The sequence below is a fragment of the Sphingomonas phyllosphaerae FA2 genome (assembly GCF_000427645.1).
In the GTDB taxonomy this organism is placed as follows: domain Bacteria; phylum Pseudomonadota; class Alphaproteobacteria; order Sphingomonadales; family Sphingomonadaceae; genus Sphingomonas; species Sphingomonas phyllosphaerae.
Map to the genome: position 1 here is coordinate 355657 of NZ_KE386571.1, position 26105 is coordinate 381761.

Sequence of the window (26105 nt, forward strand, 5' to 3'; positions counted from 1 at the left end):
TAAGAGACAAAGCGGTACTTCATCTCGCCGCCCGCGGCCGACGAATGGTGGCGATGGTGTTGAGCTGAAGAGGCGCTGCCTACCGCCAGTTCCACCCGACCGGAGCCAGAGCGCGCCTACCCGATCAGAACCGCGTCCGCAGCGTCAGGCCGTAGGTCCGCGGCTCACCCAGAAACGACGTGAACAGCGAATTGGCCGTCGCAAAGCTCGGGCTGCCGAACGCCTGCACCTGCGCCTGCGACCCGGCCCCCTGGAACGGCGCCGTGAACGCCACCTGCTGGTAGTTCGTGTCGAGCAGGTTCTGCGCCCACAGCTCGATCGCCCAACGTTGCTCGTCACCACGCAAGCCGATGCGCGCGTTCATCAGGAAGAAGCCGTCCTGCATCTTCTCGACGAACAGATCGGAGCCGGTGTTGTAATCGCTCGTCATTCGGCCATCGACATAGAACAGCGCGCTCATCCCGTTGCCGCCGATCGCCGGGGTCCAGCTGACCGAGCTGGTGACGGTGTGCTTGGGCGCATTCGACATCTGCGCGCCGGGCAGCAGGAACAGGGCCGCGCTCAATGGCTCGCCGGACTTGCTGCCGACCAGGTTGCGCGCATATTTGGCGTCGGCCAAGGTATAGCCCAGATTTATCGTGACGTCCGGCGTCGGATACATCCCGACCTCCAACTCCACGCCTTGCGTCACCAGCCCCTTGCCGACCTTCCCCGTGCAGGCGCCGGTCGCGGTGGAATTGTCGCGGTCCGCGCCATTCAGCGGCTTGTCGCAGCCGCCGATGTTCTGGACGATGTAGCTGGTCCCGTTGAAGGTATTAAGCTGGAAGTTGGTGAACTCCGACCGGAACGCCGCGACGTTGGCGGTGAATTGGCGCGAGGTGTATTTCAGCCCCAGCTCGTAAGCGTTCACCGTTTCGTGATCGAAGCGCAGGTTGCGCACGCTTGATGCCGCCGGCGTGGTCAGCACCGTCTCACTCAGATCCGAGCGATCGAGATTGTAGCCGCCCGCCTTATAGCCGCGCGCATAGGAGGCGTAGAGCAATGTTGAGTCGAGCGGCTTCCACGACAGCACGCCGGTGCCGGTCAATTGCCCCTCGCGGATCTGGTCGCCCAGCGCGAGCCGGGACAGCGCCTCGCTGGAATTGCCGATGCACGACAAGGTGATGATCCCGCCCGCGACCGAACGCAGCGCGGCATTGCTGCTGGCGAGCAGCGGGCGCAGCGCCGATTGCTGCGCGGGGCACACGGTGTTGTTGTTGTTGAACCCGGCGGCGAGCGTCTTGTGCTCGTTGGTATAACGTAGGCCGAGCGTCACGTTCAGGCGGTCGGTCAGCCGATAGATGTTGTGGGTGAAGAAAGCGAAATTTTCGCTCGTCTGGCGATACACGTCGCGCAGGCTGCCGACGTTGTTGATCGTGCTCAGCCGGTCGAGCCCGGCGACCGCCGTCGCCCCGATCCCGGCGGTCAGCGCGCCGCGCCCGACCGCGCTGAGGCAGCCGGGATTGGCGGCGTTGCGCAGCGCCGCGGTCGGGTTGATCGACAGCACCGCGCGGCACGCCGCGAACGCGCCATATTGCCCGCCGAAATGAAGGTTATCGACCAGTGCCAGATCCTCGTGCGCGTAATAGCCGCCGATCAGCCAATCGAGCTTGTTGTCGAGGATCGTGCCCGAAAAGCGGCTCTCGTGGCTGAAGACCTTGAACTGGCGATAGTTGTTCCCGTCGTCGGGACGATAGACCAGGTCGACGTTCGAATAATCCATGTCGCCGGCGCCGGCCGACTTATACTCGCGGTAGGCGGTCAACGAGGTCAGCTGAGTCGCGCCCAGGTTCCAGCGGACGCGCATCGACACGCCGCCGTCGGTGGTCAGGTTGCTATATGCGCGTCCCGCGGTCTGGGCGATGCGACGGTTGTACGGATCGCCGTCGCTCGGCAGCACCGCGCCCAGGCTGCGCAGGATGCCGGTGATCGGGTTGGCGGCACTGATCGCGTAATCGCCGGCGACGCCGGGCGTCGGATCGACCTTTTCGCGCGTATCGGCATAGACCGCGCCGCAGCACTTCTCGTCACGCCGCGTATAGTCGCCGATGAAGCGCACGGCGAGATCAGGGGTGATCGTGAAGAGCAACTGCCCACGCACGAAATAGCGCTGGCGGTCGTTGAAGTCCGTGTTGTTGATCACATCCTTCAGGAAGCCGTCGCGCTTCGAGGCGACACCGTCGATGCGGAAGGCAAGCAAATCCTTGATGACCGGCCCGGTCAGCGCGCCCTGCACGCGGACCATGTCGTAATTGCCGTAGCTGACTTCACCCATCCCGCCGAACTTGAACTCGGGCAGCTTCGTGTAGATGCTGATCGCGCCAGCCGACGAATTGCGACCCGACAATGTGCCCTGCGGCCCGCGCAGCACCTCGATACGCTCGACCTCGCCCAGATCGTTGAGCCCCGAGCCGGTACGGCTGCGATAGATGCCGTCGATGAACACGGCGACCGAGCTTTCCAGCCCCGGATTGTCGCCGACGGTGCCGACGCCGCGAATACGTGCCGAGGCGTTCGCCTCGCTGCCGGTCGAGGAGACGAGCAGCGACGGGGCGATTTGCGTCATCTGCCGGATATCGGTCGCGCCCGAATTCTGGAGCGCCGCCTGTCCAAACGCGGACACCGCGATCGGCACGTTCGACAACCGTTCCGAGCGGCGCGTCGCGGTGACGACGATGTCGGCGGTGTTGGGGGAGGCTTCCTGCGTGGCGTCCTTGGGCTGGTTCGCTGCCGCACCGCGCAGATCCTGCGCCGTGGCGGGCGCCGCAATCATCGCCAACACCGCCGCCGACCGATACAAACGCGCCTTACGCATGCGGTATCCCCCCGTAACATCTCACGAAATTTGTGACTGTGCTGATACGGGACCACCGATAAAGAATGGTTAACGCTGCGCGCGAAGCACGCGTCCTTTCATGCCCTTATCCGTTGATGCGGCATGACGCCTCCCGCTGCATCGCCGACAATCGCGATTGCGCGATTCGGCATCTCTACCCGACGAATCAAAGGTGATAAGCCCGCTGCCATGAACTCGTTTATCTCCCGAAGCCTCTTGCTGGCCGCGCTCGTCGCCGCGGCCCCCGCCGGGGCGCAGGTGCCGGTCACGCCCGAAAGCGCCGCGCCTGCCCCGATCCCGCTCGTCCAGCCGCAGGTGCCACTGCCGACGCTCAGCGACGCGCAGCGGCAGGAGCTTGCCCGGCTGATCGCCAAGGACGAAGTTGCGCAAGGGCTGAGCCGCACGGCGCGTACCGACCTCGACCGGCTCGACAATGCCTCGCTGGTGCGCGTGGCGCTCGATCATGCGCGCGCGGTGCACGGCGGTCGCTTGATGCCCTCCGATTTCCAGAAGGATTGGGGCATTCGACCAGCCGCCTATGACCCGCTGTCAGGCTTTACCGACGCGGTCGCGCGTGATCGCCTGACCACGTGGGTCCGGTCGCTCCCACCGCCTTATCAGGGGTATGATACGCTCGTCGAAGGGCTGGCACGCTATCGCAAGATCGCGGCGGCAGGTGGCTGGCCGACGCTCACCGTCGCGCCGTCCTATGGCAGAAGCGGGCCGGCAGTCGCGCGGCTGCGTGAGCGGCTGGCGATCGAAGATCCGGAGTTGACCGGCACCGGCGACCGCTTCGACGCTGCGTTGCTTGAGGCGGTGCGCCGCGCGCAGCGTCGCTACGGTCTCAACCCCGCCGGGCAGGTCGGCGCGCAGACGCTCGCCGCGCTCAACGTGCCGGTGGAGCAGCGCATCCAGTCGATCATGGCCAATCTGGAACGCTGGCGCTGGCTGCCGCCGACGCTCGACCGGCGGCGCGTGCAGGTCAACATCGCCGCGGCGGTGCTGACCGCGTTCGACGGCGACCGCCCGATCATGTCGATGCGAGCGGTGACCGGACGTCCGGGGAATGAAACTCCGATGCTGGTGTCGCAGATCAGCAGCATCGTCATCAACCCGCCGTGGAACGTGCCCAGTTCGATCGCCACCAAAGAGCTGTGGCCGAAGGAGCGCGCCAACCCCGGCTATCTGAAACGCAACGGCTTTCGCGTGATCGATACCGGTGACGGCGGCAAGCGGCTGCAACAGGCGTCCGAGCAAAGCGCGCTGGGGCGGTTCAAGTTCGATTTCCCGAACGATTTCGCGGTCTATCTTCACGACACGCCGGCGCGATCGGGTTTCTCGAAGTTCGACCGGCTTGCCAGCCACGGCTGTGTCCGGTTGGAGAAGCCCGAGGACCTCGCCAAATTGCTGATGGCGACCACGCCCGAGTGGCAGCCCGACGCGATCGACGCAGCAGTGGCCGCCGGCAAGACGGTGCGTGCCAAGATGGCCGAGCCGGTCAGCGTCTACCTGCTTTACTGGTCGGCTTTTGCGGGCACGGACGGGCAGGTCGGGTTCCGCGAAGATCCCTATGGCTGGGACGGCAAGCTGGCTGCTACGGTCGAGCGACGGTCCGCGGCGCAGGCGCTGGCGGCGAAGTGAAGGAAGCACGAATGACGGTATGGCGGCATCGGTTGGCGTTGGTCGCGCTCTTGGGTCTGGGCGTGGCGGGTTGTTCCAAGTCCGAGCCCGATCCGCCCGAAATGAACATGACGGTGCAGGAACTCGAACCGACGCCCGAGCCGACGCCGACCGAAGAGCCGACGCCATATGTCGAGCCGAGCCCGACGCCCAGCAACGATACTGCGATCCTGCCGCCACCCGAGGACGCTGCGCCCGACGCGCAGATGATGGACGACGCCTCGGCGACCGGCATGACCGCGCGCAGCGATCGCAGCGGTCGCGAGGATGACGTCGATACCGCCCCGGCCGAAACGCGGCGGCGGGACTAAACGGAGGTTTGCGCGGGCTCGGCGGTTGAAGTCGATCGATGCCGACCGAGCCCGCTACGAACTGCCTGCGTGAGCGCCCCGGCAGAGGCTCTCCGGGCTAGACACTCTAATCAACCAGTCGCCGACGACGTCGCGTCGCGGTCGTCAGGCAAAAGTAACGGGCTGATCCGAACCACGACGAGCATTGCGCGCAGTTGGGCGAGCGACAGGATGGTCGCGATTTATTCTCACCAGAGAATATGATCGGTGATGACACCGACTCTCACGAGCAGACCGAGGATCGCCGCGAAGAAAAGGGCGGCCGCATAGGTGACGAGAGCCTTCGTCCGGCTGCGACGGTCGGTTTCATAAACCATATAAGTGCTTCCGTGGCTCGCTGCCGCGATGTTGCACTGGCAAGGCGCCACCCGCAACTGGCATCTCGGTCGCGCCTCACGCCGTCTCCAGCAACCGCTCCGCCTGCGCGCGCGCCTCCGCGGTGACGGTCGCTCCCGACAGCATCCGCGCGATCTCTTCGCGGCGGCCCTCGGCATCCAGCGGGCGCACGCCGGTGCGCGTCACCGTGCCGTCGCTGGCCTTGGCGATCAGCAGGTGCGTCGCGCCGCGCGCGGCGACCTGCGGGCTGTGCGTCACGACCAGCAATTGCGTCGCCTGCGCCAGCCGCCCGAGCCGCTCGCCGATCGCGCTCGCCACCGCACCGCCGACGCCGCGGTCGATCTCGTCGAAGATCATCGTCGCCGCGCCGCCCTGTTCGGCAAGCGCGACCTTCAACGCGAGGATGAAGCGCGACAACTCGCCGCCCGACGCGATCTTGGCCAGCGGGCCGAACGGCGCGCCGGGGTTGGTGGCGATCTCGAATTCGACGCGGTCGCGCCCCGCCGCCGACCACTCGCTCTCGGCCAGCGGCGCCACCACCGTGCGGAAGCGCGCGGCATCGAGCTTCAGCGGCGCCAGCTCGCCCGCGACCGCCGCGTCGAGCCGCCCCGCCGCTTCGGCACGAATGGCGGTGAGCTGCTCCGCCGCGCGATCGTAAGCGGCGCGCGACCGCGTCACCGCGGCTTCGAGATCGGCGAGCCCCTGTTCGCCGGCATCCAGCCGCACCAGCCGGTCGCGCAACTCGGTGGCAAGCGCCGCCAGTGCATCGGGCTGGACGCGGTGCTTGCGTGCCATCGCGCGCAATTCGAACAGCCGCGCCTCGTCCTCTTCCAGCTGGCGCGGATCGTAGAGCAGCGCGACCGCGGCATCGCGCAGCTTCTCCTCGGCCACGGTGCCCTCGATCAGCGCGCGGTCGATCGCCGCCAGCGCTTCGCCGAGCGCACGGTGATCGTCGGCGATCCGCTCCAGGACGCGGGCCGCCTGTCGCAAATGGCTCAAGGCACCGGCGCTGCCCTCCAGATGCTCGGTGACCGCTTCCAGCTCGCCCGCGCTCTTCTCGGCGCGCTGCATCGATCGGCGGCGCTCGGCGAGCGTTTCTTCTTCGCCGGGTTGGGCGGCGAGCGCCTCCAGCTCGGCGACGGCATGCTCCAGCCAGTCACGATCGGCCTGGGCGGTCGCGATCGCATCGCGCGCCTCGGCCAACGCCACGCGCGCATCGCGCCATGCCGCATAGGCGCTGGCGACGTCGCGCACGCCGCGGCCGGCATAGCTGTCGAGCAACGCACGGTGCCCCGCGGCGGCGAGCAGCCCGCGGTCGTCATGCTGGCCGTGAATCTCGACGAGCATCGGCCCGATCTCGCGCAGCAAGGCAGCGGAGACGGGCTGGTCGTTGACGAACGCGCGGCTGCCGCCGTCGGCCTTGACCAGCCGGCGGATGATGAGCGGCTCGCCGGGATCGATCTCCAGCCCGTTGTCGGCGAGCAGCGCGGCGACCGCGGGCGGTGTATCGAACGTGGCGGTCACTACCGCCTGCGTCGCGCCCGCGCGCACCAGCGTGCTCTCGCCGCGTCGCCCGAGCGCGAGCCCCAGCGCGTCGAGCAGGATCGACTTGCCCGCGCCGGTTTCACCGGTCAGCACGCCGAGGCCGGGGCCGAACTCCAGCTCCAGCGCCTCGATCAGCACGACGTCTCGAATGGCAAGCGCGGTCAGCATGGGGAGCCGCTCCTTACCCGTAAAAAACGCGGTTGGTTACCCTTTTTGTTCCGGTGCGACGGGGTCAGCCGCCGGTCGGCGTCGTCGCAGGCGACGGAGAGCTGACCCCCGGGGTCGGCACGCCGGCCTGTGCGTCGCCGCCGGTGGTTGCCGGGGTGGACGGAAGCGGCGCGTCGGCCTTCGGTGCGGCACCTGTTGCCTCGCCGGGCACCGCCGCGCGCACCGGGGTCGCGACGACCGTCTCGCCGGGCGCGAGCGGCGCGATCGTGGCGGGCGGATTGTCCTTCATCAGCTTGTAGGCGCGGCTGTACCAGTCGGTGCCGGGGTAATTGGCACCGAGCACCGCGGCCGACTTCTCAGCCTCGTTGCGCACGCCGAGTGCCAGATAGCCTTCGGTCAACCGCATCAGCGCCTCGGGCGTGTGGGTCGTGGTCTGATATTGATCGACGACGCGACGGAAGCGCAACGTCGCGGCGAGCCACTGGCGACGACGCTCGTAGAAGCGACCGATCTCCATCTCCTTGCCCGCAAGGTGGTCGCGGACCAGATCGAGTTTCAGTCGTGCGTCGGCGGCATAGCGCGACGTGGGATAACGACGCATCAGCTCGCCGAGCGAATCCAGCGCCTGCTGCGTGATCTTCTGATCGCGGGTCACATCGCTGATCTGCTCGTAATAGCTCATCGCGACGAGGTAATAAGCGTACGGCGCGTCGCGGTTACCGGGGTGGACCGACAGGAAGCGCTGCGCACCCTGGATCGCCTGCGTATAGTCGCCGCTTAGGTAATAGCTGAACGACCCCATCAGCTGCGCACGGCGCGCCCATACCGAATAGGGGTGCTGACGCTCGACCTCGTCGAACAGCGCCGCGGCTTCCTTGTAGCGGCCCTGGTCGAGCCGCTGCTTGGCGGCGGAGTACAGCGTGCCGACGTCGCGGGCGACATAGGGCAGGTCGGCGCGGTTGCGTGAACCGCCCGCACAACCGGCGAGCGACACGGCCAAGGCAGCGACAACACCGATCGCGAGCGAGCGGGTAGGGAGCGGGCGAAGGGTGAGGGTACGCATCGCCTTGGCTCTTAGCTTAGAGGAACCCCCGCGAACAACGGCTTTCGCGCACGCGCAACAGGGGCTAGCGGAAAGGCGTTGATGCGCCCGTCAGCGAACCGGAAGGAAGGATTACGCTCATGCCCGCGACCCTGCTCGCCACCAAGCGCGTCGAAAAGCCGTGGGGGCGGCATCATCTGTATCCCGGCTTCCCCGATCCGGCGCCGGGCGCGGAGCCGATCGGCGAGATCTGGTTCCAGTCGCCGCACCCGGAAGAGCCCGAACTGCTCATCAAATATCTCTTCACCAGCGAGAAGCTGTCGGTCCAGAATCATCCGTCCGACGAGGAGGCGCACAAGCGCGGCCTGCCGCGCGGCAAGGACGAATGCTGGACGATCCTCGCTGCCGAACCTGATTCGACGATCGCGGTCGGGCCGCTCGCGCCGATGACCCGCGAGGAGCTGCGCGCCTCCGCCGAGGACGGCAGCCTCGAGCACAAGCTCGACTGGAAGCCCGTGAAGGCCGGAGACTTTTACTACTCCCATTCGGGCGTCATCCACGCGATCGGCGCGGGGTTGACGCTGATCGAGGTGCAGCAGAATTCAGACACGACATACCGGCTGTTCGATTACGGGCGCCCGCGTGAGCTGCACCTGGACGACGGTGTCGCGGTCGCCGAACTCACGCCCTATGTCGCGCCGCCGCAGCCGGGCGAGGCCGCGCCGGGCCGCAAGATCATGGTGGAAGGCCCCAAATTCGTTCTGGAGCGCTGGACCGGCGGTCAACGTCAGATCGCGCTTCCCGAGGGGAAGACCGGCTGGCTGGTGCCGATCCGCGGCGAAGGCGCGGTCGGCGGCATCGCCTGGAAGGCGGGTGAATGCGTGATGGTGACGGGCAACGAACAACTCCACGCGTCCGAGGATGCCGACCTGCTGTTCGCCTATCCGGGCGATCAACGGCTGTAATCGGCGCATCCACGGCCGAGCGCGTATGCGACCATAACCATGTTGCATTGCCGCGATTTTTCCTGTGATATTTCCATGAAAAGCGCCCGGCCATTGGCCGGTGCGCCACAACAATGGACAGGGAAATCGGGGACATGGATCGGGCCGTCGACCGGGCCGGGGCACGGAAATTGCTGTGTTGTCTGACCGACGAGCATCTGCGCATTGTCGATGCCGACGAGGACTATGGCGTGGCGCTCGGCTATGCGCGTGATGCGCTGGTCGGGCGTGACGTGCTGGAGCTAACCCACCCCGACGACCGGCAGGTCAATCGGGAGCGGGCCGATGCGCTGATCGCCGGTGGCACGCCGTTTTCGATCACGAAGCGCTATCTGGGGGCGGACGGTCGAGCGCTCTGGGTAACCAATCATATCAGCCTGTTCCACGCCGGGAACACGCGGCGGATGATGGCGACGGTCGAGTTGATCGACGGTCCGCCGCCCGAGGACGAGACGCGGCTGCTGCGCAAGGCGGCGGAGCGCATCCTCGCCAAGCGCCGGTTGCGGGCGCATTATTTCGAGGACGAGATGTTCGGGGAGCCGGCCTTCGACCTGTTGCTGGATCTTTACGCACAGGATCTGGCGGGGCGCGATAGCTATACCACCAGTGCCGCGGTCGCGTCGGGGGCGTCGCTCACCACGGCGTTGCGCCAGATCGCGATGCTGGTCGATCGAGGCCTGATCGCGCGCGACCCGGACCCGAGCGATCGCCGCCGTGTCCGGTTGCGGATGACCACGCCGGGAGCGGCGCGGATGCGCGACTATCTGCTTGCGGCGGAACGGCTTTAACGACCCGATGTTTGCGAAGGTTGCGCCTAGCGCAGGCGTTCGATCGCCTGCGCCAGCGCGACGTAGAGCTTGCCCATGTCCGACGACAGCAGCGTCACGCCGAGCGGCGAGGCGTCGGGCTGCGCCAGGATCGTGCGCAACATCGCCTCGAAGTCGTGAATGTAGCGATTCACTTGCTCGCGGAAGTTGCCATCCTCGTCGTACAAACGTGCCACATCGCGCTGTTCGGAGCCGTCGAGCAACCGCACCGCGCGCCGAGTGAAGACGCCGCGATCGCCCTTGAGATAGGCGGCCCAGGCGCTGTCCGAAATTTCCGGCGCGAAGGTGCGGGTGAGATCGATCGACGCCGAGTTAAGCGACTCGATCAGCAGCGAGGCACGCCGCGCAAAGGTGTCGCGCTCGTTCTCCTCATTGGCCGTCCGGGCTTCCTCGAGCCGGCGATCGATGAGCGCGATCGTCGATTCGATCTCCTCAAGCTGCGTCTGCAACCGTTCGCCCGCGCGGCTGGCGGCGACCACCGCGGTTTCTGAGATCCGCGCGACCTGCTCGACCTGCTTCTGCACGCCGCTTTCCACCGCACGTTCCAGCGCGGCGACGCCGGCGCTCTCCAATGCGCTCGCCGCCTCGGGGATGACGCGCGTCAGCGCCTCGCGGGCATGATCGGCGGCGGCCGCAGCGGTTTCGCGGACGCGCAGCAGCGCCTCCAGCAAGCGCGGAGCGGCTTCCTCGGCCAGATCGTCGGCGCGACGGGTGGCATCCTGAACCGCGTCGCCGATCAGCCCGGCCTGCGCGCGACCGCGCTCCAGTCCCTCACTGAGCCGCGTCGTCAGCGTCTCGACGGTTTCGCGTTGCTCGGCGACGACCTGCGCGACCGCCTCGATCGCGTCGTGCGTGCTTTCGGCGGCAGTGACGAGCGCCAGCAGCTCGGGCTTGGCGGCGACGATCACCTGCTTGGTGGAGCCGACACGCGATTCGAGCCGCGCGATCGCGTCGGGCATCGTCTCGTCCATCTCGCGCGCCGCCGCGTCGAGCGCGACGAGCAGATGCTCGGTGGTGGCGATCGTGCGTTCCGCGGTGTTGTTACCACTGTCCATTGCCGCGATCAGCGCCTCGGTGGTCGCCTGAAGCGCGCTGATGGTGGCGGCCAATTGCCGGCTGCGCTCGGTGCCGTCGGTGTGAAGCGCGTCGAAGCGCGCGCCGGCCTGGTCGATCGCATCGTCGAGCGTGCTGAACAGCATCTCGCCCGCGCCGCGTTGCGCATCCAGTCGCGCGGCGATCCGCTCGATCACGACCTCGACCAGCGCAATCCGTTCGCCGAGCGCCTCGGCGCTGCCGCGCGCCGCATGGTCGAGCGCCTGCTGGCTGGCGGTGACCATCGCCAGCATCGCCTCGCCCTGCGCGACGATCCCCTTGCGCGATTCGTCGATTGCGGTGGCGGTGCGCTCCAGCAACGCATCGACCGCGACCGCGGCGTCGGAGGTGACGCCCTCCAGCCGCAGCCCGGCAGTGGCGCTGGTCGCCTCCATCCGCTGCATATAGGCGGCGAGCTTTTCGGCCGCGCCGCCCGCGACGCTTTCCGCCTCGCGGCCGCGCGCGGCGAGCGCGGCGACCTGCGCATCGAGCGCGGCGCTGTGTTCGTAGGCGACCAATCCGGCCTGATCGATCGTCGACGCCAGCGTGCGCGTCTCGTCGGTGGCGCGCGGCAACGCGCCGAGCAGCGCATCGAGCTGCTCGGCGGCGTGGCCGGTGGCGCTCGACAGCGCGCGGGCATGGGTGTCGGCGCGCGCGATCTCGGCCGACAGATCGTCGCCGATCGCCGCCAGGCGGGCCGTCGCGGCCTCGCCGAGCGCCGTCAGCAACCGCACCTGTTCGGCGAGCGCCGAGCGACGCGCCTCGATCTCGTCGCCGAGCGCGGCGACCGCGCTTTCGAGCGCTGCCGATTCGATCCGCATCGCGCGCGCGGTCGCGCCGAAGCGGCGGGCCTCCGCATCGCTGGTCCGCAGCGTCAGCAGCCAGACGATCCCGGCCAGCGCCGGGACGGTCGCGATCGCGGCACCGAATTGCGCGAGCGCGAGCGGCGGCATCGTCGTCAGCGCGTCACGCGCGATCCACAGCAAGGCGACGATCCAGACCGTCGCGATCGCCATCGCGACCCATCCCAGCACGGCACGACGCCGCAGTGGCGCATCGGCACCGTCGTCATCGGAAAAGACGGGATCGGTCACAAATTCCTGCGGCTCCGCGAAATGCGTCGGGACGAATGGCTCTGCTGGCGTCTCTGCGCCCGCTGGTCGAATGTCGAAAATGGAAGACGGCCCCCCGTTCATCATGCGGGTGTAACACGTTTACCGTTTCCGGGAACCCGTTTCGGGCGCGATCCGCCGCTCGGTTCGGCGCAAGCGACGGTCGTGTCGGGGATTGTTGCCAGTCCCTCGACACCACCCTAACAGCCATGCCCATGCTGGCTGGCCTGTTATTCGCGACCCACGAAGCGGAGGATCGCTCCGGGATGCTCGCGGCCACGCTGCCGTTCGCGGCGGCGACGCTGATCGAATATCAGGCGCGGTTGCTGGTGGCGTGCGACGCGGCGCAGATCGTGGTGGTCGTCTCGCGCCTTACGCCCGAGCTGATCGGCGCGCTGGCGCGGATCGGACGGCGCGGGGTGGCGGTGGATACCGTGCGCAGTGCCGCCGACGCTCTCGCCAAGCTGCACCCGCTGGCTCGCGTGGTGATGATCGCCGACGGGCTGGTCACGACCGAGGACGTCGTCAGCCGAATGGCGGGCGAGGCGGGCGATGCGTTGCTGGTGGTGCCGGGCACGCAGGCGGCGACCACATACGAGCGCGTCGGCGGCGGAGCCGCCTGGGCCGGGGTGGCGCGGATCGACGCGGGCCGCGTCGCCGATGCCGCGCGGCTGCCCGAGGATTACGACCTGCAATCGACCTTGCTCCACGCCGCCGAACAGGCCGGCGCGCGGCACGTGACGCTGCGGCTGGACAATATGGCGATGGGGCATGGCATCGAGCGCCGTGCCGTCGCGCTGGAGGAACGCGGCCGCGCGGTGCTGTCCGCGTCGATGGCGGTGCGGCCGAGCTGGTTCGAGCGGCTGGTGCTCCGCCCGCTGGCGCGGATGGCGATCCCGTGGATCGCACGGCACGGGATCGGCACCGAGGCGTGCAGCGCCGGCGCAGGGGCCGCGATGCTGGCGGGATTGGTGACGGTCGGCGCCGGCTTCACCGGTGTCGGGCTCGCGCTGGTGCTGGTCAGCGTGCTTGCCGCCGAGCTGGCGGGGGCGCTGGCGCTGTTCCGCGACGAGCCGGGACTGCTGCGCGCGAACCGCGCGGCGATCCTGATCGCGCCGGCGCTAGCGGTGTTGCTGCTGGCGCATGTCGTCGATGGCGCGGCGGCGACGACGACCGCGCGGTTGCTCGCGCTGCTCGCGCTGGTGGCGGGCGGTGTCGGAGAGCGCGCCGCGAGCGCGCGCGGACGCCAGCCGTGGTGGGGTGTGGCACCGGCATATCTGGCGGTGCTGACGCTGTTTTCGCTGCTCGGCTATCCGACGATCGGGATCGCGGTGGTCGCCGGGTACGCCGTCGCAACGCTGATCGCGGCGGTCGAACGACTTCGCTAGACTTAGCCGTGCTTTAACGAACCCCGGATAAGGGAGGAGCATGTCGGCCTCCTCTCCTCATGCCAGCGTCATGGGCGATCCTGCGCGGCTTGCATCCTGTGCGGCCGACGCCGAACGCGCGGCGGAGCAGCGTCTGTTCGTCGCGGTCGAGGATATTTTCCTCTCGCAGCCGGGCCGGCTCGACGATCGCACGCGCGCGGCGACGCTGCGGCTGGCCGAGGCGACGATCGGCGCGACCGAGCAGCAGATTTCGGGCGACGCGGCGCGCACGCTGATGGCGGCGGGGCGGCGCGAGGCGGCGGCCGTGCTGGGATCGAATCGCTCGCTGGCGTGGCCGCGGCTGCTGGATGCCGGATTGATGCGCGATACCGACCTGATCGGGGCGCTGATCGCGCAGGCGCGGGTCGATCTGCTCGACGAATCGCTCGCGGCGTTGCGCGCGCCGGATGCGGGGCCGACGCTGGTGACGATGCTGATCGAGCGCGGCGACGCGGCGCAGCGCGCGGCAGCGAGCGATTACCTGTTGGCCGACGGGAAGCGGCGGATGGGGGTCGAGGGCCGACAGGCGATCCTGCCGGCGGCGGCGCAGGCGCGGATCGCCTGGTGGGTCGCCGCGGCGCTGCGCGAGCAACTGGGGGCGGAGGGCGGCGCGGTGGCGGACGCGGCGCTGTGTGAAGCGGCGCAACGGCGGATCGCGCGCGCCAACGAAGGCCAGATGCGCGACGCCGCGGCGCGGCTGGTCCATGCCCTGTCGCCGACGGTCGCGGAGCGCGGGGCCCTGATGGTCCGCGCGCTGGAGAGTGCGCGGACGCCGTTGTTCGCGGCATTGCTGGCCGAGGCGATCGGCGTCGATGCCGAGGCGGCGCTGTCGCTGGTGCTCGATTCGACCAGCGATCGCTTGTGGCTGGCGTTGCGCGCGGCGGCGCTGGACCGCGATGCGATCGCGCGCGCCGGCTTCCTGTTGTCGGAGGCGGATCGCGAACGCGACGTGACGATGCTGATCGAGGTGCTCGATCCGTTGGCGGCGCTCGATCCCACAGCGGCGGCGGCGGCGATCGCGACCTTGCGGCTGCCGGGCGACTTCCGCGCGGCGGTGCGCGCGCTGGCGGCGCGGGCACCGGCGGGGCGGGCGGGGATGTGATGCGCGGCGCCTTCCACGCCTTGCTCGATACCGACGACCGTGTGCTGAGCGGCGATGCGTGCTTCGCGGAGCTGAACGATCGCGCGGGCGGGCGGATCGGTGCCGCGCTGGCGCTGGCGGCGGTCGCGGCGCTGGTGCGGATCGCGCGCGGGCTGCGCGTCCCGGTCGCGCGCACGATCGCGATCGGCGACGACGAGAGCGATGGCGACTGGCATGTTCGCGCAGTGCCCGATGCGGACGGGACGGTGGCGCTGGCGGCGACGCTGTTGCGCGAGCGGCCGTGCGCGACATCGTCGGCCGGCGCGATCGTCGCCGCGGAGCCGCCCGCCGACGCCGCCTGGTCGTGGGAGGTCGACAGCGGCCTGCGGATCACGCGCGTCGATGCGGTCGCGATGGCGCGGCACGGGATCGATCCGGTGGCGGTGCTGGGGCAGCCGCTGACGACGCTGTTCGTGCTGGAGGCGCGCGGCGATGGCGCGATGCCGCTGCTCGAATCGGTATCGAACGTGCGCGATTTCGGCGGGCAGGCGGCGGTGGTACGGGCCAGCGGCGCGCGGGTCGCGCTGGCGGGGCGCGTCCGCTACGACGCGGCGGGCGGGTTCGCGGGGTTCGTCGGTGGCGTCTACACCGGGGTCGCCGCCGGGGTGCGCGACGGGCTGACCGGCGCCTTCAACGCGCGGCTGCACCGTGTGCTGCGTGCGCCGCTCGACACGATCATCACGCAGGCCGAAAGCATCAGCGGCGCCGACGAGGCGGGCGTCGGGGCGCATTATCGCGACTATGCCGCGGACATCGCCAGCGCCGGTCGGCACCTGATGGGGCTGGTCGACGATCTCGTCGACATGGAGGCGATCGAACGCGGCGATCTGGTCGTCGCGCGCATGCCGCTCGATCTGGCGGCGGTCGCGCGCGAGGGGGCGGGGTTGCTGGCGGCACGCGCAGCGGCGCGCGCGGTGACGATCGCGCCGCTGGCGGGCGAGGCGAGCGCGATGGCGCTGGGCGATTACCGGCGCGCGTTGCAGATCGTCCTCAACCTGCTCGGCAATGCGATCGATTACTCGCCCGAGGGCGGGGTGGTGCGGATGCGGGCCAAGCGCCGCGACGCGCAGGTGCGGCTGCTGGTGGCCGACGAGGGACGCGGGATCGCGCCGCCCGAGCAGGCGCGGATTTTCGAGAAGTTCGTGCGCGGCGATGACAGCGTGCCGGGGGGCAGTGGCCTCGGCCTCTATATCGCGCGGCGGCTGGCTCAGGCGATGGACGGGGCGCTGACCGTCGAAAGCGAGCTCGGGCAGGGCGCGTGCTTCACGCTCGCGCTGCCCGCCGCTTCAGCGCAGGCGCCGGGCGAGCAGGATCAGCAGCAAGCCGAAGATCGCTAGGCCGCTGCCGTAATCCGCCCAGATGCCGCGCCCCAGCATGAAGCTGGAGCGCGGCCAATTCACATAGCCCAGCCCCTGCGCGATCCAGAGCGCGCCCATCAGCGTGCAGAGCACACCGACGACGGTCAGGATCGGGCGGAGCCGGGACATGCGGGCTTAGCGCTGCGCGACGGGCACGTAGCTGCGCTGCGTCGGGCCGGTGTAGAGCTGACGCGGACGGCCGATCTTCTGGTCGGGATCGGTGATCATCTCGTTCCACTGCGCCACCCAGCCAACGGTGCGCGCCAGCGCGAACAGCACGGTGAACATGCTGGTCGGGAAGCCGATCGCCGACAGGATCACGCCCGAATAAAAATCGACGTTCGGGAACAGCTTCTTCTCGACGAAATACGGATCGTTGAGCGCGATCTCTTCCAGCCGCAGCGCGGTCTCGAACAGCGGGTCCTGCACGTTCAGCGCCTCGAACACCTCGCGCACCGTCTTCTGCATCACGGTCGCGCGCGGATCGTAGTTCTTGTAGACGCGGTGGCCGAAGCCCATCAGGCGGAACGGATCGTTCTTGTCCTTGGCGCGCGCGATGAACTCGGGGATACGCTCGGGCGTGCCGATCTCGTGCAGCATGTTGAGAGCGGCCTCGTTCGCGCCGCCGTGCGCCGGGCCCCACAGGCAGGCGATGCCCGCCGCGATGCACGCGAACGGGTTCGCGCCCGACGAGCCCGCCAGACGGACGGTCGAGGTCGAGGCGTTCTGCTCATGGTCGGCGTGGAGGATAAAGATCCGGTCCATCGCCTTTTCGACCGCCGGGTTCACCACATAGGGCTCGGCCGGCACGCCGAAGGTCATGCGCAGGAAGTTGCCGGTGTAGGACAGCGAATTGTCCGGATACAGGAACGGCTGCCCGACGCTGTACTTGTACGCCATCGCCGCGATCGTCGGCATCTTGGCGATCAGCCGGTGCGACGCGATCATGCGCTGCTGCGGATCGTGGATGTCGGTCGAATCGTGGTAGAAGGCCGACAGCGCGCCGACGACGCCGCACATGATCGCCATCGGGTGGGCGTCGCGACGGAAGCCGCGGAAGAATTGCGCGAGCTGTTCGTGCACCATCGTGTGGCGGGTGATCGTGTGCGAGAACGAGTCCAGCTCGCCCTGATCGGGCAGCTCGCCGTTGAGCAGCAGGTAGCAGACTTCCATGAAGCTGGACTGTTCGGCCAACTCGCCGATCGGATAGCCGCGGTGGAGTAGGACGCCTTCGTCGCCGTCGATATAGGTCAGCTTCGACTGGCACGAGGCGGTCGAGGTGAAGCCCGGATCGTAGGTGAAGGCGCCGGTCTGCGCGTACAGCTTGCGGATGTCGACCACGTCCGGGCCGACGGAGCCCGAAAGGACCGGATAGTCGAGCTCGTTGCCCGACAGCGTGAACTTTGCGGCTTCGGTCATGATCTTCTCCTGTCAGGCCCCGGTCGGGGTCATGTGGTCCGCGATGCGGGCCAGGCTTTCCGCGCGTCCTAGAAGGACGAGTACGTCGAAGATGCCCGGCGAGGTCTTGCGGCCGGTCAGCGCGACGCGGAGGGGCTGGGCGACCTGACCGAGCTTGACGCCCGCGTCTTCGGCCACCGAACGCACCACCGCTTCGGTCGTCTCCGTATCCCAGTTGTGCACCGCGTCAAGCGCCGTGTGCAGGCGTGAGAGCAAGGCAGGTGCCTCGCCGGCAAGCAAAGGCTGCGCGGCTTCTTCCACCGCGAGCGGACGCGCGGCGAACAGGAAGGCGGTGGCGTCGGTCAGCTCGTTGAGGTTTGCGGCGCGCGGCTTGAGCGACGGCATCGCGGTGCGCAGGATCGAACGCCGGGTATCGTCGTGGTCGAAAGCGAGTCGCTCGGCGACGAGATCGGCCAGCCGCGCATCGTCGGCAGCGCGGATGTAATGGCCGTTGAGGTTCTCGAGCTTCTTCAGGTCGAAGCGGCTCGGCGACTTGCCGACCCCGGCGAGGTCGAACCATTCGATCGCCTCGTCGCGCGAGATGATCTCGGCATCGCCATGCCCCCAGCCGAGCCGGAGCAGGTAATTGTCGAGCGCCTCGGGCAGGATGCCCAGTTCGTCGCGATACGCCTCGATTCCGACCGCGCCGTGGCGCTTCGACAGCTTCGCGCCGTCGCTGCCGTGGATCAGCGGGATGTGCGCATAGACCGGGTCGGGCCAGCCGCCTTCGATCGCGTCCATCGCGCGATAGATTGGTAACTGGCGGAAGGCGTTGTTGAGGTGGTCGTCCCCGCGGATGACGTGCGTCACGCCCATGTCGTGGTCGTCGACCACCACCGCGAGCATATAGGTCGGCGTGCCATCGGAACGGAGCAGGACGAGATCGTCGAGTTCGGCATTCTGGACGGTAACGCTGCCCTGGACGCGGTCGTCGATCGTCACCGCGCCCTCAGTGGGCGCGCGCAACCGAACGACGTACGGCTTGTCAGCGGGATAGTCGGTGCGATCGCGCCACGGCGAGCGGATACGCAGCGGCTGCTTGGCGGCCTGTGCCGCGGCGCGCATCGCGTCCAGCTCGTCCGGCGTTAGATAGCAGCGATAGGCGTGGCCGTGCTCGACCATCGTCTGCGCGACCGCGGCGTGGCGATCGGCGCGTCCGAATTGATAGACCTCCTCGCCGTCCCAATCGAGCCCGAGCCAGCGCATCCCCGACAGGATCGCGTCGATCGCGGGCTGCGTCGAGCGGGCGCGGTCGGTATCCTCGATCCGCAGCCGGAACGTGCCGCCATGATGGCGCGCGTACAGCAGGTTGAACAGCGCGGTGCGCGCGCCGCCGATGTGAAGGAACCCCGTCGGCGACGGGGCGAAGCGGGTGACGACGGCGCGGCCGTCCGCGCTGGCGGTTTTGTCGGTTGCGCTCAAGCGCGCTTGCTCCCAGGCTGGATAATCGGATGGCCAGTTCAGCCGCGCCCGCCTCTAGCAAAGCATCGTCGGCGCTTCAAATACGCGCCGCGCACGGCATCGCTTTGATACAGGCCGCGATCGAACGCCGGCTGGAGGCGGAGCGCGATCAACTCGTTCTCTGGGTGCCGGTGGCAATGGGGGCGGGCGCGGCGGCGTGGTTCGTGCTGCCCGATCTGCGGAGCTGGGCAGCGGTGCTGTTGCTGGCGCTGGCGGTCGCGTCGGCGGCGCTGGCCGCGGCGCGGGGTGGGCGCGCAGCGGTGCTGGTGGCGGTGCTCGCGGTGGCGGTCGCAACGGGGCTGGCGCTGACCTGGGCGCGCGCCGAGCGGGTCGCCGCGCCGGTGCTGACCCGGCCGGCGATCGCGTGGCTGAGCGGGCGCGTCGAACAGGTCGAGCCATTACCGGCACGGCGGCTGACCCGGGTGACGCTGACGGTGTCGGAATGGGATGGAAAGGATCCCCCGCCGACGCGGGTGCGGGTTAATCTCGAAGCGCCGACGGTACCGGACGGGCTGGCGCGCGGTGCGGTGATCCGTGTGCGAGCCCGCCTGATGCCCCCCGCGCCCCCCGCCGTGCCGGGCGCCTATGATTTTGCGCGGGTCGCGTGGTTCTCCGGGCTCGGCGCGACCGGCCGGGGCTTTGCGCCGGTGACGATCATCACGCCGGCCCCGACCGACGCCGGTGACATTCGTGCGGCGTTGACCCGGCATATCGAGGCGCGGCTGGCGGGCAGCGCGGGCGGGATTGCGGCGGCGCTGGCCACCGGCGATATCGGCGCGATCGATGAGGGCGATGCCAATGCGATGCGGCGTGCCGGGCTGGCGCATCTATTGTCGGTCAGTGGCTTGCACATCACCGCGGCGGTCGGGTTGGTGATGTGGCTGACGCTGCGGCTGCTCGCGCTGTCGCCGCGGCTGGCGTTGACCGGGCGGCTGCCGCTGGTCGCCGCCGCGGCGGGGGCGGTGGCGGCGATCGGTTACACCTGGCTGACGGGATCGCAGGTTCCGACGATCCGCAGCTGCGTCGCGGCGTTGATGGTGCTGGTGGCGCTGGTGCTGGGACGTGAGGCGCTGACGTTGCGGCTGGTCGCGGCGGGGGCGCTGGTGGTTTTGCTCTGCTGGCCCGAGTCGGTAGTGGGGCCGAGCTTTCAGCTGTCGTTTGCGGCGGTTACCGCGATCATCGCGTTTCACGAGCATCCGTGGGTCCGGGCGTGGTTGGGCGAGCATGAGGAGTCGCGGTGGCGTGGCGTGTTGCGCGGGGCGGCGTCGCTGTTGCTGACCGGGCTGCTCGTCGAGCTGACGCTGATGCCGATCGCGGTCTATCACTTTCATCAGGCGGGTCTTTATGGCGCGATCGCCAATATCGTCGCGATCCCGCTGACGACATTCGTGGTGATGCCGGCCGAGGCGCTGGCGCTGCTGCTCGATCTGGTCGGAGCGGGCGCGCCGGGGTGGTGGGTCGCCGATCGGGCGCTGGCAGTTTTATTGTGGATTGCGAGGACGGTAGCGGCGGCACCGGGGGCGGTGACAGCGTTGCCGGTCATGCCGCAGGCGGCATTTGCCGCGATGGTGGCGGGCGGGTTGTGGCTGGCGATCTGGCGGACGCGGTGGCGTTACCTCGGGCTGGTGCCGGTTGTGATCGGGGCCGTCTGGACGATCGCGACGCCGGTGCCGGACCTGATCGTCACCGGGGACGGGCGGCATCTGGCGCTGCGGGGCGATGATGGCGGCGTGGCGATTTTGCGTGATCGGACAGGGGATTACGTTCGCGATCTGCTCGCCGAGGCGGGCGGGCTGGACGGGGTGCCAGAGCTGCTGAGCGAGGCACCGGGCGCGTGGTGCAATCGTGATTTGTGCTGGATGGAGCGGCATGCCGACGGGCGGGTGTGGCGGGTGCTGGCGACAAGGAGCCTGTATCTGGTGCCGGCCAACGCGCTGATTTCGCTGTGTCGGCGGGCGGATGTGGTGGTCAGCGAGCGGCGATTGCCGCGCGCGTGTCGGGGGCGGTGGCTGACGCTCGACCGGGCAACGCTGGCGCGGACCGGCGGGGTGCGGGTGACGTTTGCGACCGGGCAGGTCGCGACGGTGCGCGCGGCGGGGGACCGGCACCCCTGGGTGAACGCCGGTCGGTATCAGACGCGGAAGGAGGCAGAAGGCTCGTCGATGTTGGCGAGGTGGTTGTCAATGTTGCCTGTTGCGGGCTCGAAGGTGACACGGCCGTGATCGGTTGCGTGCGGCGCCGGACGATAGTGGGTTTTGTTTGGCGAGCTGCGCTAAGTCGTTGCGAAGCTTCGCTCAACTGGGCCCCGGCGTTTGCCGGGGCGGTAGGAGAGCGCGGCGGTGCGGGCTTGCGGAGGCGCGGATGTTTGCGAAGGTTGTGCCTACGCGGTTCGCTTTGGCTTGATCGTCGGGAAGAAGCGGGGCCCCGGATCAGGTCCGGGGCGACGGTCTGGGATTGGTGTCCCGCGCCTTACGAGTAGCGGCGGAGCAGTCCCGCGAGCTTGCCCTGCACGCGGACCTGCCCGGGGGCATAGCGCTGCGGGTCGTAGGCGCGGTTGGCGGGGTCGAGGCGGATCATCGCGCCTTCGTGGCGGAAATATTTGAGTGTCGCCTCGCTGTCCTCGATCAGCGCCACGACGATCTCGCCGTCGCGCGCCACTTCCTGACGGCGGATCAGCGCATAATCGCCGTCGAAGATGCCGGCTTCGACCATCGAATCGCCCGCCACTTCCAGCGCAAAATGCTCGCCAGCGCCGAGCAGCGCGGCGGGGACCGGGAGCATCGTCGAGCCTTCGAACGCCTCGATCGGCACACCGGCGGCGATCCGGCCGTGCAGCGGGATCTCGACCACGTCGTTGGCGGGTTCGGGCATCGTACGCTTGACCGAGGGCGGCGCGGGGCGCTTCGCCTCGGGGCCGCGTTCGGGCGCCTTGATGACCTCCAGCGCGCGGGCACGATTGGGGAGGCGGCGGAGATAGCCACGTTCTTCCAGCGCGCTGATGAGGCGGTGGACCCCCGACTTGCTCTTCAGCTCCAGCGCGTCCTTCATCTCCTCGAACGAGGGCGAGACGCCCGTGTCGGCGAGGCGGTCCTCGATGAAGCAGATCAGCTCGTGCTGCTTGCGCGTCAGCATGTCCCGGCGCCTTCCTAGTGAACGGAGTGCGAACCTTTATGGAACATAGCGCTGTCCGTCAAGCGATCATCAGGATTTCCGCCGAGTCGCCCGCGCGGGCCGGCGGGGCATGCGGATCGCGCACGATCAGGCACGTCGAGCGCGCCAGCGTGCGCAGCATCGAGCTGTCCTGAATGGTCGAGGCGAAGGCGCGACCGTCGCGCAATTCGGCCCGCAGATAGTCGGTGCGCTCGTTGTTGGCGGGCAGGTCCTCGCCCAGCAACGCGCGGGAAACGGGCGGGAACGGGTCCGTGGCGCCGGCGAGATGCGCGACGAGCGGGCGGACGAACAAAAGCGCGGTGACGAACGCGGACACCGGGTTGCCGGGCAGCCCGACCACGGCCATGTCGCCGCGCCGCCCGGCGAGCATCGGCTTGCCGGGGCGGAGCGCGATCCGCCAGAAATCGAGCGTCGTGCCGGCGGCGAGCAGCGCGGGGCGGACGAGATCGTGGTCGCCGACCGATGCGCCGCCGGTGGTGACGAGGACATCGGCGTCGACGGTGGCGAAGGCCTCGGTCAGGCGGTCGAGCCGGTCGGGGAGGATGCCGAGGTCGACGATCTCGACACCGCTGCCCGCGAGCAACGCCCGGAGCAGCAGGCGGTTGGATTCGGGGAGAGCGTCGCCGGGGGTGCCGGGCTCGACCAGTTCGTCCCCCGTGGCGGCGAGCGCGACGCGGACCGGGCGCGCGACCGGGATTTGCGCGACGCCGCCGGTTGCGGCGACCGCGAGCCGTGCGGGGGTAAGCCGCTGACCTTGCTCGACGAGCACGTCGCGCTCGGCGAAGTCGAGCCCGCGGCGGCGGACGTTGCGACCGACGTGCGCCGGGCCTTCGCCGTCGAGCGTCAGCGTGTCGCCGTCACGCGCGGCCTCTTCCTGCACGAGCACGGTGTCCGCGCCGGTCGGAATCGCGGCACCCGTGAAGATCCGGACCGCCTCGCCCGCGCCGACCGTGCCCGAGAAGGGCGCGCCGGCAGCGCTTTCGCCGATCACGCGGAAGGGGCCGGGCAGGTCGGCGAAGCGCAGCGCATAGCCGTCCATCGCCGACAGGTCCGCGGACGGCTGGGTGCGGCGCGCGATGACGGGGGCGGTGGCCCAGCGGCCAAGTGCCTCATCGAGCGGTACCTCTACCGTGTCGACCGGGCGGCCGAGCGCGAGGACGCGCGCCTGCGCCTCGGCGACCGGGAGCAGCGTCACGGCGCGCGCCAGTCGCCGGAGCGGCCGCCGCGCTTCTCGAGCAGGCGGATGTCCTTGATCGTCATCGTCTTATCGATCGCCTTTGCCATGTCGTAGACGGTCAGCAGGGCCGTGGAGACCGCGGTCAGGGCCTCCATCTCGACGCCGGTCTTGCCGTCGGTCGCGACGGCGGCGGTGGCGGTGATGCCGTCTTCTACCGGTTCAAGATCGAGCGACACACGCGTGATCGGGAGCGGGTGGCACAAGGGAATGAGGTCGCTGGTGCGCTTTGCGGCCATGATTCCCGCGACGCGGGCGACCGCGAGGACGTCGCCCTTCTTCACCGCGCCGTCGCGGATCGCGGTCAGCGCCGCAGCGGACATCGTGATCGTGCCGGTCGCGACCGCCTCGCGGCGGGTGATCGCCTTGTCGCCGACATCGACCATGTGCGCGGCACCGTCGGCGTCGAGGTGGGTGAGCGCCGTCACCCTAGCCGACCATCGCGCGCGTTGCCGCGGCGACGTCGTCGTGGCGCATCAGCGCCTCGCCGATCAGGAAGCAGTGGACGTCATGAGCCGCCAGTTCGTCGAGATCGGCGCGGCTGGTGAGGCCGCTTTCGGCGACGAAGGTGCAGCCCGCCGGCGCGTGCGCGATGAGATCATAGGTACGACGGAAGTCGACCGTGAAGGTGCGCAGATCGCGGTTGTTGACGCCGATCAGGCGGGTCTTCAGGCGAGCGGCGCGCTCCATCTCGTCGGCGTCATGCACCTCGACCAGCACGTCGAGCCCCTGCTCGATCGCGGCGGCCTCGCATTCCGCCATGCAGGCGTCGTCGATCGCTGCGGCGATCAGCAGGATCGCGTCGGCGCCGATGCTGCGCGCCTCCACAACCTGCCACGGATCGACGGTGAAATCCTTGCGGAGCACGGGCAGGTCGCAGGCGGTGCGGGCCGCGACCAGATACTCCTCATGCCCCTGGAAATAGGGCGCGTCGGTGAGCACCGACAGGCAGGTCGCACCGCCTTCGGCATAGGCGCGGGCATGGGCGGGCGGGTCGAAGTCGGCGCGGATCAGGCCCTTGGATGGGCTCGCCTTCTTGATCTCGGCGATAAGCGCGTGGCGGCCGGCGGCGACGGTTGCGTCGAGCGCGGCGCGGAAGCCGCGTGGGGCGCTCTGCGCGGCGGCGCGCGCGATGAGGTCGGCGAGCGAGGTGGTCGCCTTGCGGGCGGCGACTTCGGTGCGCTTGGTCGCGCAAATGTCGGCGAGGATGGTCATGACCAGGCGATCCAGCGATCGAGGAGCGTGTTGGCGTGGCCGGCGTCGATCGCCTCCGCCGCCTGCGCCGCGGCGGCGCGCAGGTCGGTCTGGCGTCCCGCGAGCACCAGCGCCGCGGCGGCGTTGAGCAGCACGGCGTCGCGGTATGCGCCATGCTCGCCGGTCAGCAGGCGGCGGAGCGCGGCGGCGTTATAGGCCGGATCGCCGCCACGGATCGCGATCGTCGGGTGGCGCAGGACGCCGGCGTCCTCGGGGACGATCCGCGCGGGGAGCGGGACGTTGCCGACCGTGACGACGCGGGTCGGGCCGGCGCCCGAGATTTCGTCGAGCCCTTCCTCGCCCGCGACCACCGCGGCGGCGTCGCTTCCGAGCTGCGCGAGCGCCTCGGCATAGATGGGGGCGTAATCGGGGCGCGCGATGCCGATCAGCTGGCGGGTGACATGCGCGGGATTGGCGAGCGGGCCCATCAGGTTGAAGATCGTCCGCCGCCCGATCTTGCGCCGGATCGGGGTGATGCGGCGCATCGCGGGATGATGGTTGGCGGCGAACAGGAAGCAGATGCCGAGGTCGCGCAGCGTCGCCTCGGCCTGCGCCCCGGCGCGCTCCATGTCGAGCCCGAGCATTTCGAGCGTGTCGGCGGCGCCGGCCTTGGACGAGGCGGCGCGGTTGCCGTGCTTGGCGACCGGCACGCCACAGGCGGCGACGACGAGGCTGACCGCGGTCGAGACGTTGAGCGTGTGCTGCCCGTCGCCGCCGGTGCCGCAGACGTCGATCGCGTCGGCGGGGGCGGCGATCGGGATCAGCCGCTGGCGCAGGGCGCGGGCGGCCTCGGCGATCTCGATGCTGGTCTCGCCGCGTTCGGCGAGGCGGATCAGGAAGTCGGCGACCGCTTCCTCGCTGGTCTTTGCGTCAAGGATGTCGGCGAACGCCCGCGCCGCCGACTCGCGCGCCAGCGGCGACGACGGATCGGGCAGCAACGCGACGCTCGTCACGCGGCGATCCGCCCCGCGTGATTGACGCCGGCGAGTCGCAGGAAATTGGCGATCAGATCGTGGCCGTGCTCGGTCGCGATGCTTTCCGGATGGAATTGCACGCCGTGGATCGGCAGCTCGCGGTGACGCAGCCCCATCACCGACGCGTCGCCGGCCGTCGCGTTGACGATCAGGCTGTCGGGCACGTCGGTGACGATCAGCGAGTGGTAACGCGTCGCAGTGAACGGCGACGGGAGCCCTGCGAACACGCCGGTGCCGTCATGCTCGACCGGACAGGTCTTGCCGTGCATCAATCCGCCGCGCACGACCTTGCCGCCGAAATGCTGGCCGATCGACTGATGGCCGAGGCAGACGCCGAACAAGGGCCGACGTGCCTCCGCGCAGGCGGCGACGAGGTCGAGGCTGACCCCCGCCTCGTTGGGCGTGCACGGGCCGGGCGAGATCAGGATCGCCTGCGCCCCGCTCGCCAACGCCTCGGCGGCGGTGAGCGCGTCGTTGCGGACCACGCGAACCTCGGCGCCCAGTTCCATGACGTAATGGACCAGGTTCCAGGTAAAGCTGTCGTAATTGTCGACCACCAGGATCATACGACCCGCCATAGCCGATGCGCCGCCGAC

Annotated in this window: 22 protein-coding genes; 8 read left to right on the forward strand and 14 right to left on the reverse strand. The window is 69.3% G+C overall.

Annotated elements, in window-relative coordinates; translation table 11 throughout:
* Positions 1-124: 124 nt before the first annotated feature.
* Positions 125-2854, reverse strand: a complete 2730-nt coding sequence (locus tag SPHPH_RS0102105; protein WP_028965205.1) for a TonB-dependent receptor — start codon at positions 2852-2854, stop codon at positions 125-127.
* Positions 2855-3064: 210 nt separating this feature from the next.
* On the opposite strand from SPHPH_RS0102105, the gene SPHPH_RS0102110 reads away from it, so the two are divergent.
* Together SPHPH_RS0102110 and SPHPH_RS18655 are read left to right on the forward strand one after the other, a co-directional pair.
* Positions 3065-4516, forward strand: a complete 1452-nt coding sequence (locus SPHPH_RS0102110) for a L,D-transpeptidase family protein (RefSeq protein ID WP_202900628.1) — start codon at positions 3065-3067, stop codon at positions 4514-4516.
* Between the two features lie 11 nt (positions 4517-4527).
* A complete protein-coding gene (locus SPHPH_RS18655; protein ID WP_037487902.1) occupies positions 4528-4866 on the forward strand; it encodes a hypothetical protein in 339 nt (112 codons plus the stop codon).
* Positions 4867-5093: 227 nt separating this feature from the next.
* Here the strand turns inward: SPHPH_RS18655 and SPHPH_RS21645 are convergent, their stop codons facing one another.
* The 3 genes from SPHPH_RS21645 to SPHPH_RS18660 all read right to left on the reverse strand — a co-directional run bounded on the left by SPHPH_RS21645 (position 5094) and on the right by SPHPH_RS18660 (position 8017).
* The gene (locus SPHPH_RS21645) at positions 5094-5222 is read right to left on the reverse strand and encodes a hypothetical protein (RefSeq protein WP_272944233.1); all 129 of its coding nucleotides are present in this window, start codon (positions 5220-5222) and stop codon (positions 5094-5096) included.
* A 76-nt stretch (positions 5223-5298) separates the two neighbouring features.
* Positions 5299-6954 carry a DNA repair protein RecN gene (gene recN / locus SPHPH_RS0102125; RefSeq protein WP_028965207.1) on the reverse strand — a complete coding sequence of 552 codons (1656 nt, stop codon included), beginning with the start codon at positions 6952-6954 and terminating at the stop codon, positions 5299-5301.
* Positions 6955-7018: 64 nt separating this feature from the next.
* A complete protein-coding gene (locus SPHPH_RS18660; RefSeq protein ID WP_051272786.1) occupies positions 7019-8017 on the reverse strand; it encodes an outer membrane protein assembly factor BamD in 999 nt (332 codons plus the stop codon).
* Between the two features lie 119 nt (positions 8018-8136).
* Here SPHPH_RS18660 and SPHPH_RS0102135 point away from each other — a divergent pair, with 119 nt between their 5' ends.
* Both SPHPH_RS0102135 and SPHPH_RS20335 read left to right on the forward strand, forming a co-directional pair.
* Complete coding sequence (locus SPHPH_RS0102135; RefSeq protein ID WP_028965208.1) at positions 8137-8961, forward strand: class I mannose-6-phosphate isomerase; 825 nt, start codon at positions 8137-8139, stop codon at positions 8959-8961.
* A gap of 134 nt (positions 8962-9095) precedes the next feature.
* Positions 9096-9788, forward strand: coding sequence for a PAS domain S-box protein (locus SPHPH_RS20335; protein ID WP_051272787.1), 693 nt, complete (start codon positions 9096-9098; stop codon positions 9786-9788).
* 26 nt (positions 9789-9814) lie between these two features.
* Here the strand turns inward: SPHPH_RS20335 and SPHPH_RS0102145 are convergent, their stop codons facing one another.
* Positions 9815-12013 (reverse strand): coiled-coil domain-containing protein, encoded by a 2199-nt coding sequence (locus SPHPH_RS0102145; RefSeq protein ID WP_238302811.1) that lies wholly within the window; start codon positions 12011-12013, stop codon positions 9815-9817.
* A gap of 233 nt (positions 12014-12246) precedes the next feature.
* Between SPHPH_RS0102145 and SPHPH_RS0102150 the strand changes: the two genes are divergently transcribed.
* From SPHPH_RS0102150 to SPHPH_RS18675, 3 genes are read left to right on the forward strand one after another with little or no spacing between them, the layout of a single operon-like run.
* On the forward strand, positions 12247-13419 hold the full coding sequence (locus tag SPHPH_RS0102150; RefSeq protein ID WP_028965210.1) for a hypothetical protein: 1173 nt from the start codon (positions 12247-12249) through the stop codon (positions 13417-13419).
* 40 nt (positions 13420-13459) lie between these two features.
* The gene (locus SPHPH_RS20990) at positions 13460-14560 is read left to right on the forward strand and encodes a DUF2336 domain-containing protein (protein WP_156025770.1); all 1101 of its coding nucleotides are present in this window, start codon (positions 13460-13462) and stop codon (positions 14558-14560) included.
* A complete protein-coding gene (locus SPHPH_RS18675) occupies positions 14560-15936 on the forward strand; it encodes a sensor histidine kinase (RefSeq protein WP_037487905.1) in 1377 nt (458 codons plus the stop codon). Before SPHPH_RS20990 ends, SPHPH_RS18675 begins: the two co-directional genes overlap by 1 nt.
* On the opposite strand, the gene SPHPH_RS0102165 is transcribed toward SPHPH_RS18675, so the two are convergent.
* From SPHPH_RS0102165 to gltX, 3 genes are read right to left on the reverse strand one after another with little or no spacing between them, the layout of a single operon-like run.
* Complete coding sequence (locus SPHPH_RS0102165; protein ID WP_028965211.1) at positions 15886-16086, reverse strand: hypothetical protein; 201 nt, start codon at positions 16084-16086, stop codon at positions 15886-15888. The two genes, SPHPH_RS18675 and SPHPH_RS0102165, sit on opposite strands and share 51 nt — an antisense overlap.
* A 6-nt stretch (positions 16087-16092) precedes the next feature.
* A complete protein-coding gene (locus SPHPH_RS0102170) occupies positions 16093-17376 on the reverse strand; it encodes a citrate synthase (RefSeq protein ID WP_028965212.1) in 1284 nt (427 codons plus the stop codon).
* 12 nt (positions 17377-17388) lie between these two features.
* On the reverse strand, positions 17389-18837 hold the full coding sequence (gene gltX / locus SPHPH_RS0102175) for a glutamate--tRNA ligase (protein WP_028965213.1): 1449 nt from the start codon (positions 18835-18837) through the stop codon (positions 17389-17391).
* A 176-nt stretch (positions 18838-19013) separates the two neighbouring features.
* On the opposite strand from gltX, the gene SPHPH_RS18680 reads away from it, so the two are divergent.
* The gene (locus SPHPH_RS18680) at positions 19014-21098 is read left to right on the forward strand and encodes a ComEC/Rec2 family competence protein (RefSeq protein ID WP_238303258.1); all 2085 of its coding nucleotides are present in this window, start codon (positions 19014-19016) and stop codon (positions 21096-21098) included.
* Between the two features lie 247 nt (positions 21099-21345).
* On the opposite strand, the gene lexA is transcribed toward SPHPH_RS18680, so the two are convergent.
* Genes lexA through SPHPH_RS0102210 form a run of 6 tightly spaced genes read right to left on the reverse strand, consistent with a single transcriptional unit; the run spans position 21346 to position 26075 of the window.
* On the reverse strand, positions 21346-22008 hold the full coding sequence (gene lexA / locus SPHPH_RS0102185) for a transcriptional repressor LexA (RefSeq protein WP_028965214.1): 663 nt from the start codon (positions 22006-22008) through the stop codon (positions 21346-21348).
* A gap of 58 nt (positions 22009-22066) precedes the next feature.
* The gene (locus SPHPH_RS0102190) at positions 22067-23242 is read right to left on the reverse strand and encodes a molybdopterin molybdotransferase MoeA (protein WP_028965215.1); all 1176 of its coding nucleotides are present in this window, start codon (positions 23240-23242) and stop codon (positions 22067-22069) included.
* Positions 23239-23709 carry a cyclic pyranopterin monophosphate synthase MoaC gene (gene moaC / locus SPHPH_RS0102195; protein ID WP_028965216.1) on the reverse strand — a complete coding sequence of 157 codons (471 nt, stop codon included), beginning with the start codon at positions 23707-23709 and terminating at the stop codon, positions 23239-23241. The genes SPHPH_RS0102190 and moaC overlap by 4 nt, the downstream gene beginning before the upstream one ends.
* A gap of 1 nt (position 23710) precedes the next feature.
* Entirely contained in the window at positions 23711-24496 is a 786-nt protein-coding gene (gene trpC, locus SPHPH_RS0102200) for an indole-3-glycerol phosphate synthase TrpC (protein ID WP_028965217.1), read from the reverse strand.
* A complete protein-coding gene (gene trpD, locus SPHPH_RS0102205) occupies positions 24493-25488 on the reverse strand; it encodes an anthranilate phosphoribosyltransferase (protein WP_028965218.1) in 996 nt (331 codons plus the stop codon). The genes trpC and trpD overlap by 4 nt, the downstream gene beginning before the upstream one ends.
* Positions 25485-26075 (reverse strand): anthranilate synthase component II, encoded by a 591-nt coding sequence (locus SPHPH_RS0102210; RefSeq protein ID WP_028965219.1) that lies wholly within the window; start codon positions 26073-26075, stop codon positions 25485-25487. Before SPHPH_RS0102210 ends, trpD begins: the two co-directional genes overlap by 4 nt.
* Positions 26076-26105 lie beyond the last annotated feature (30 nt).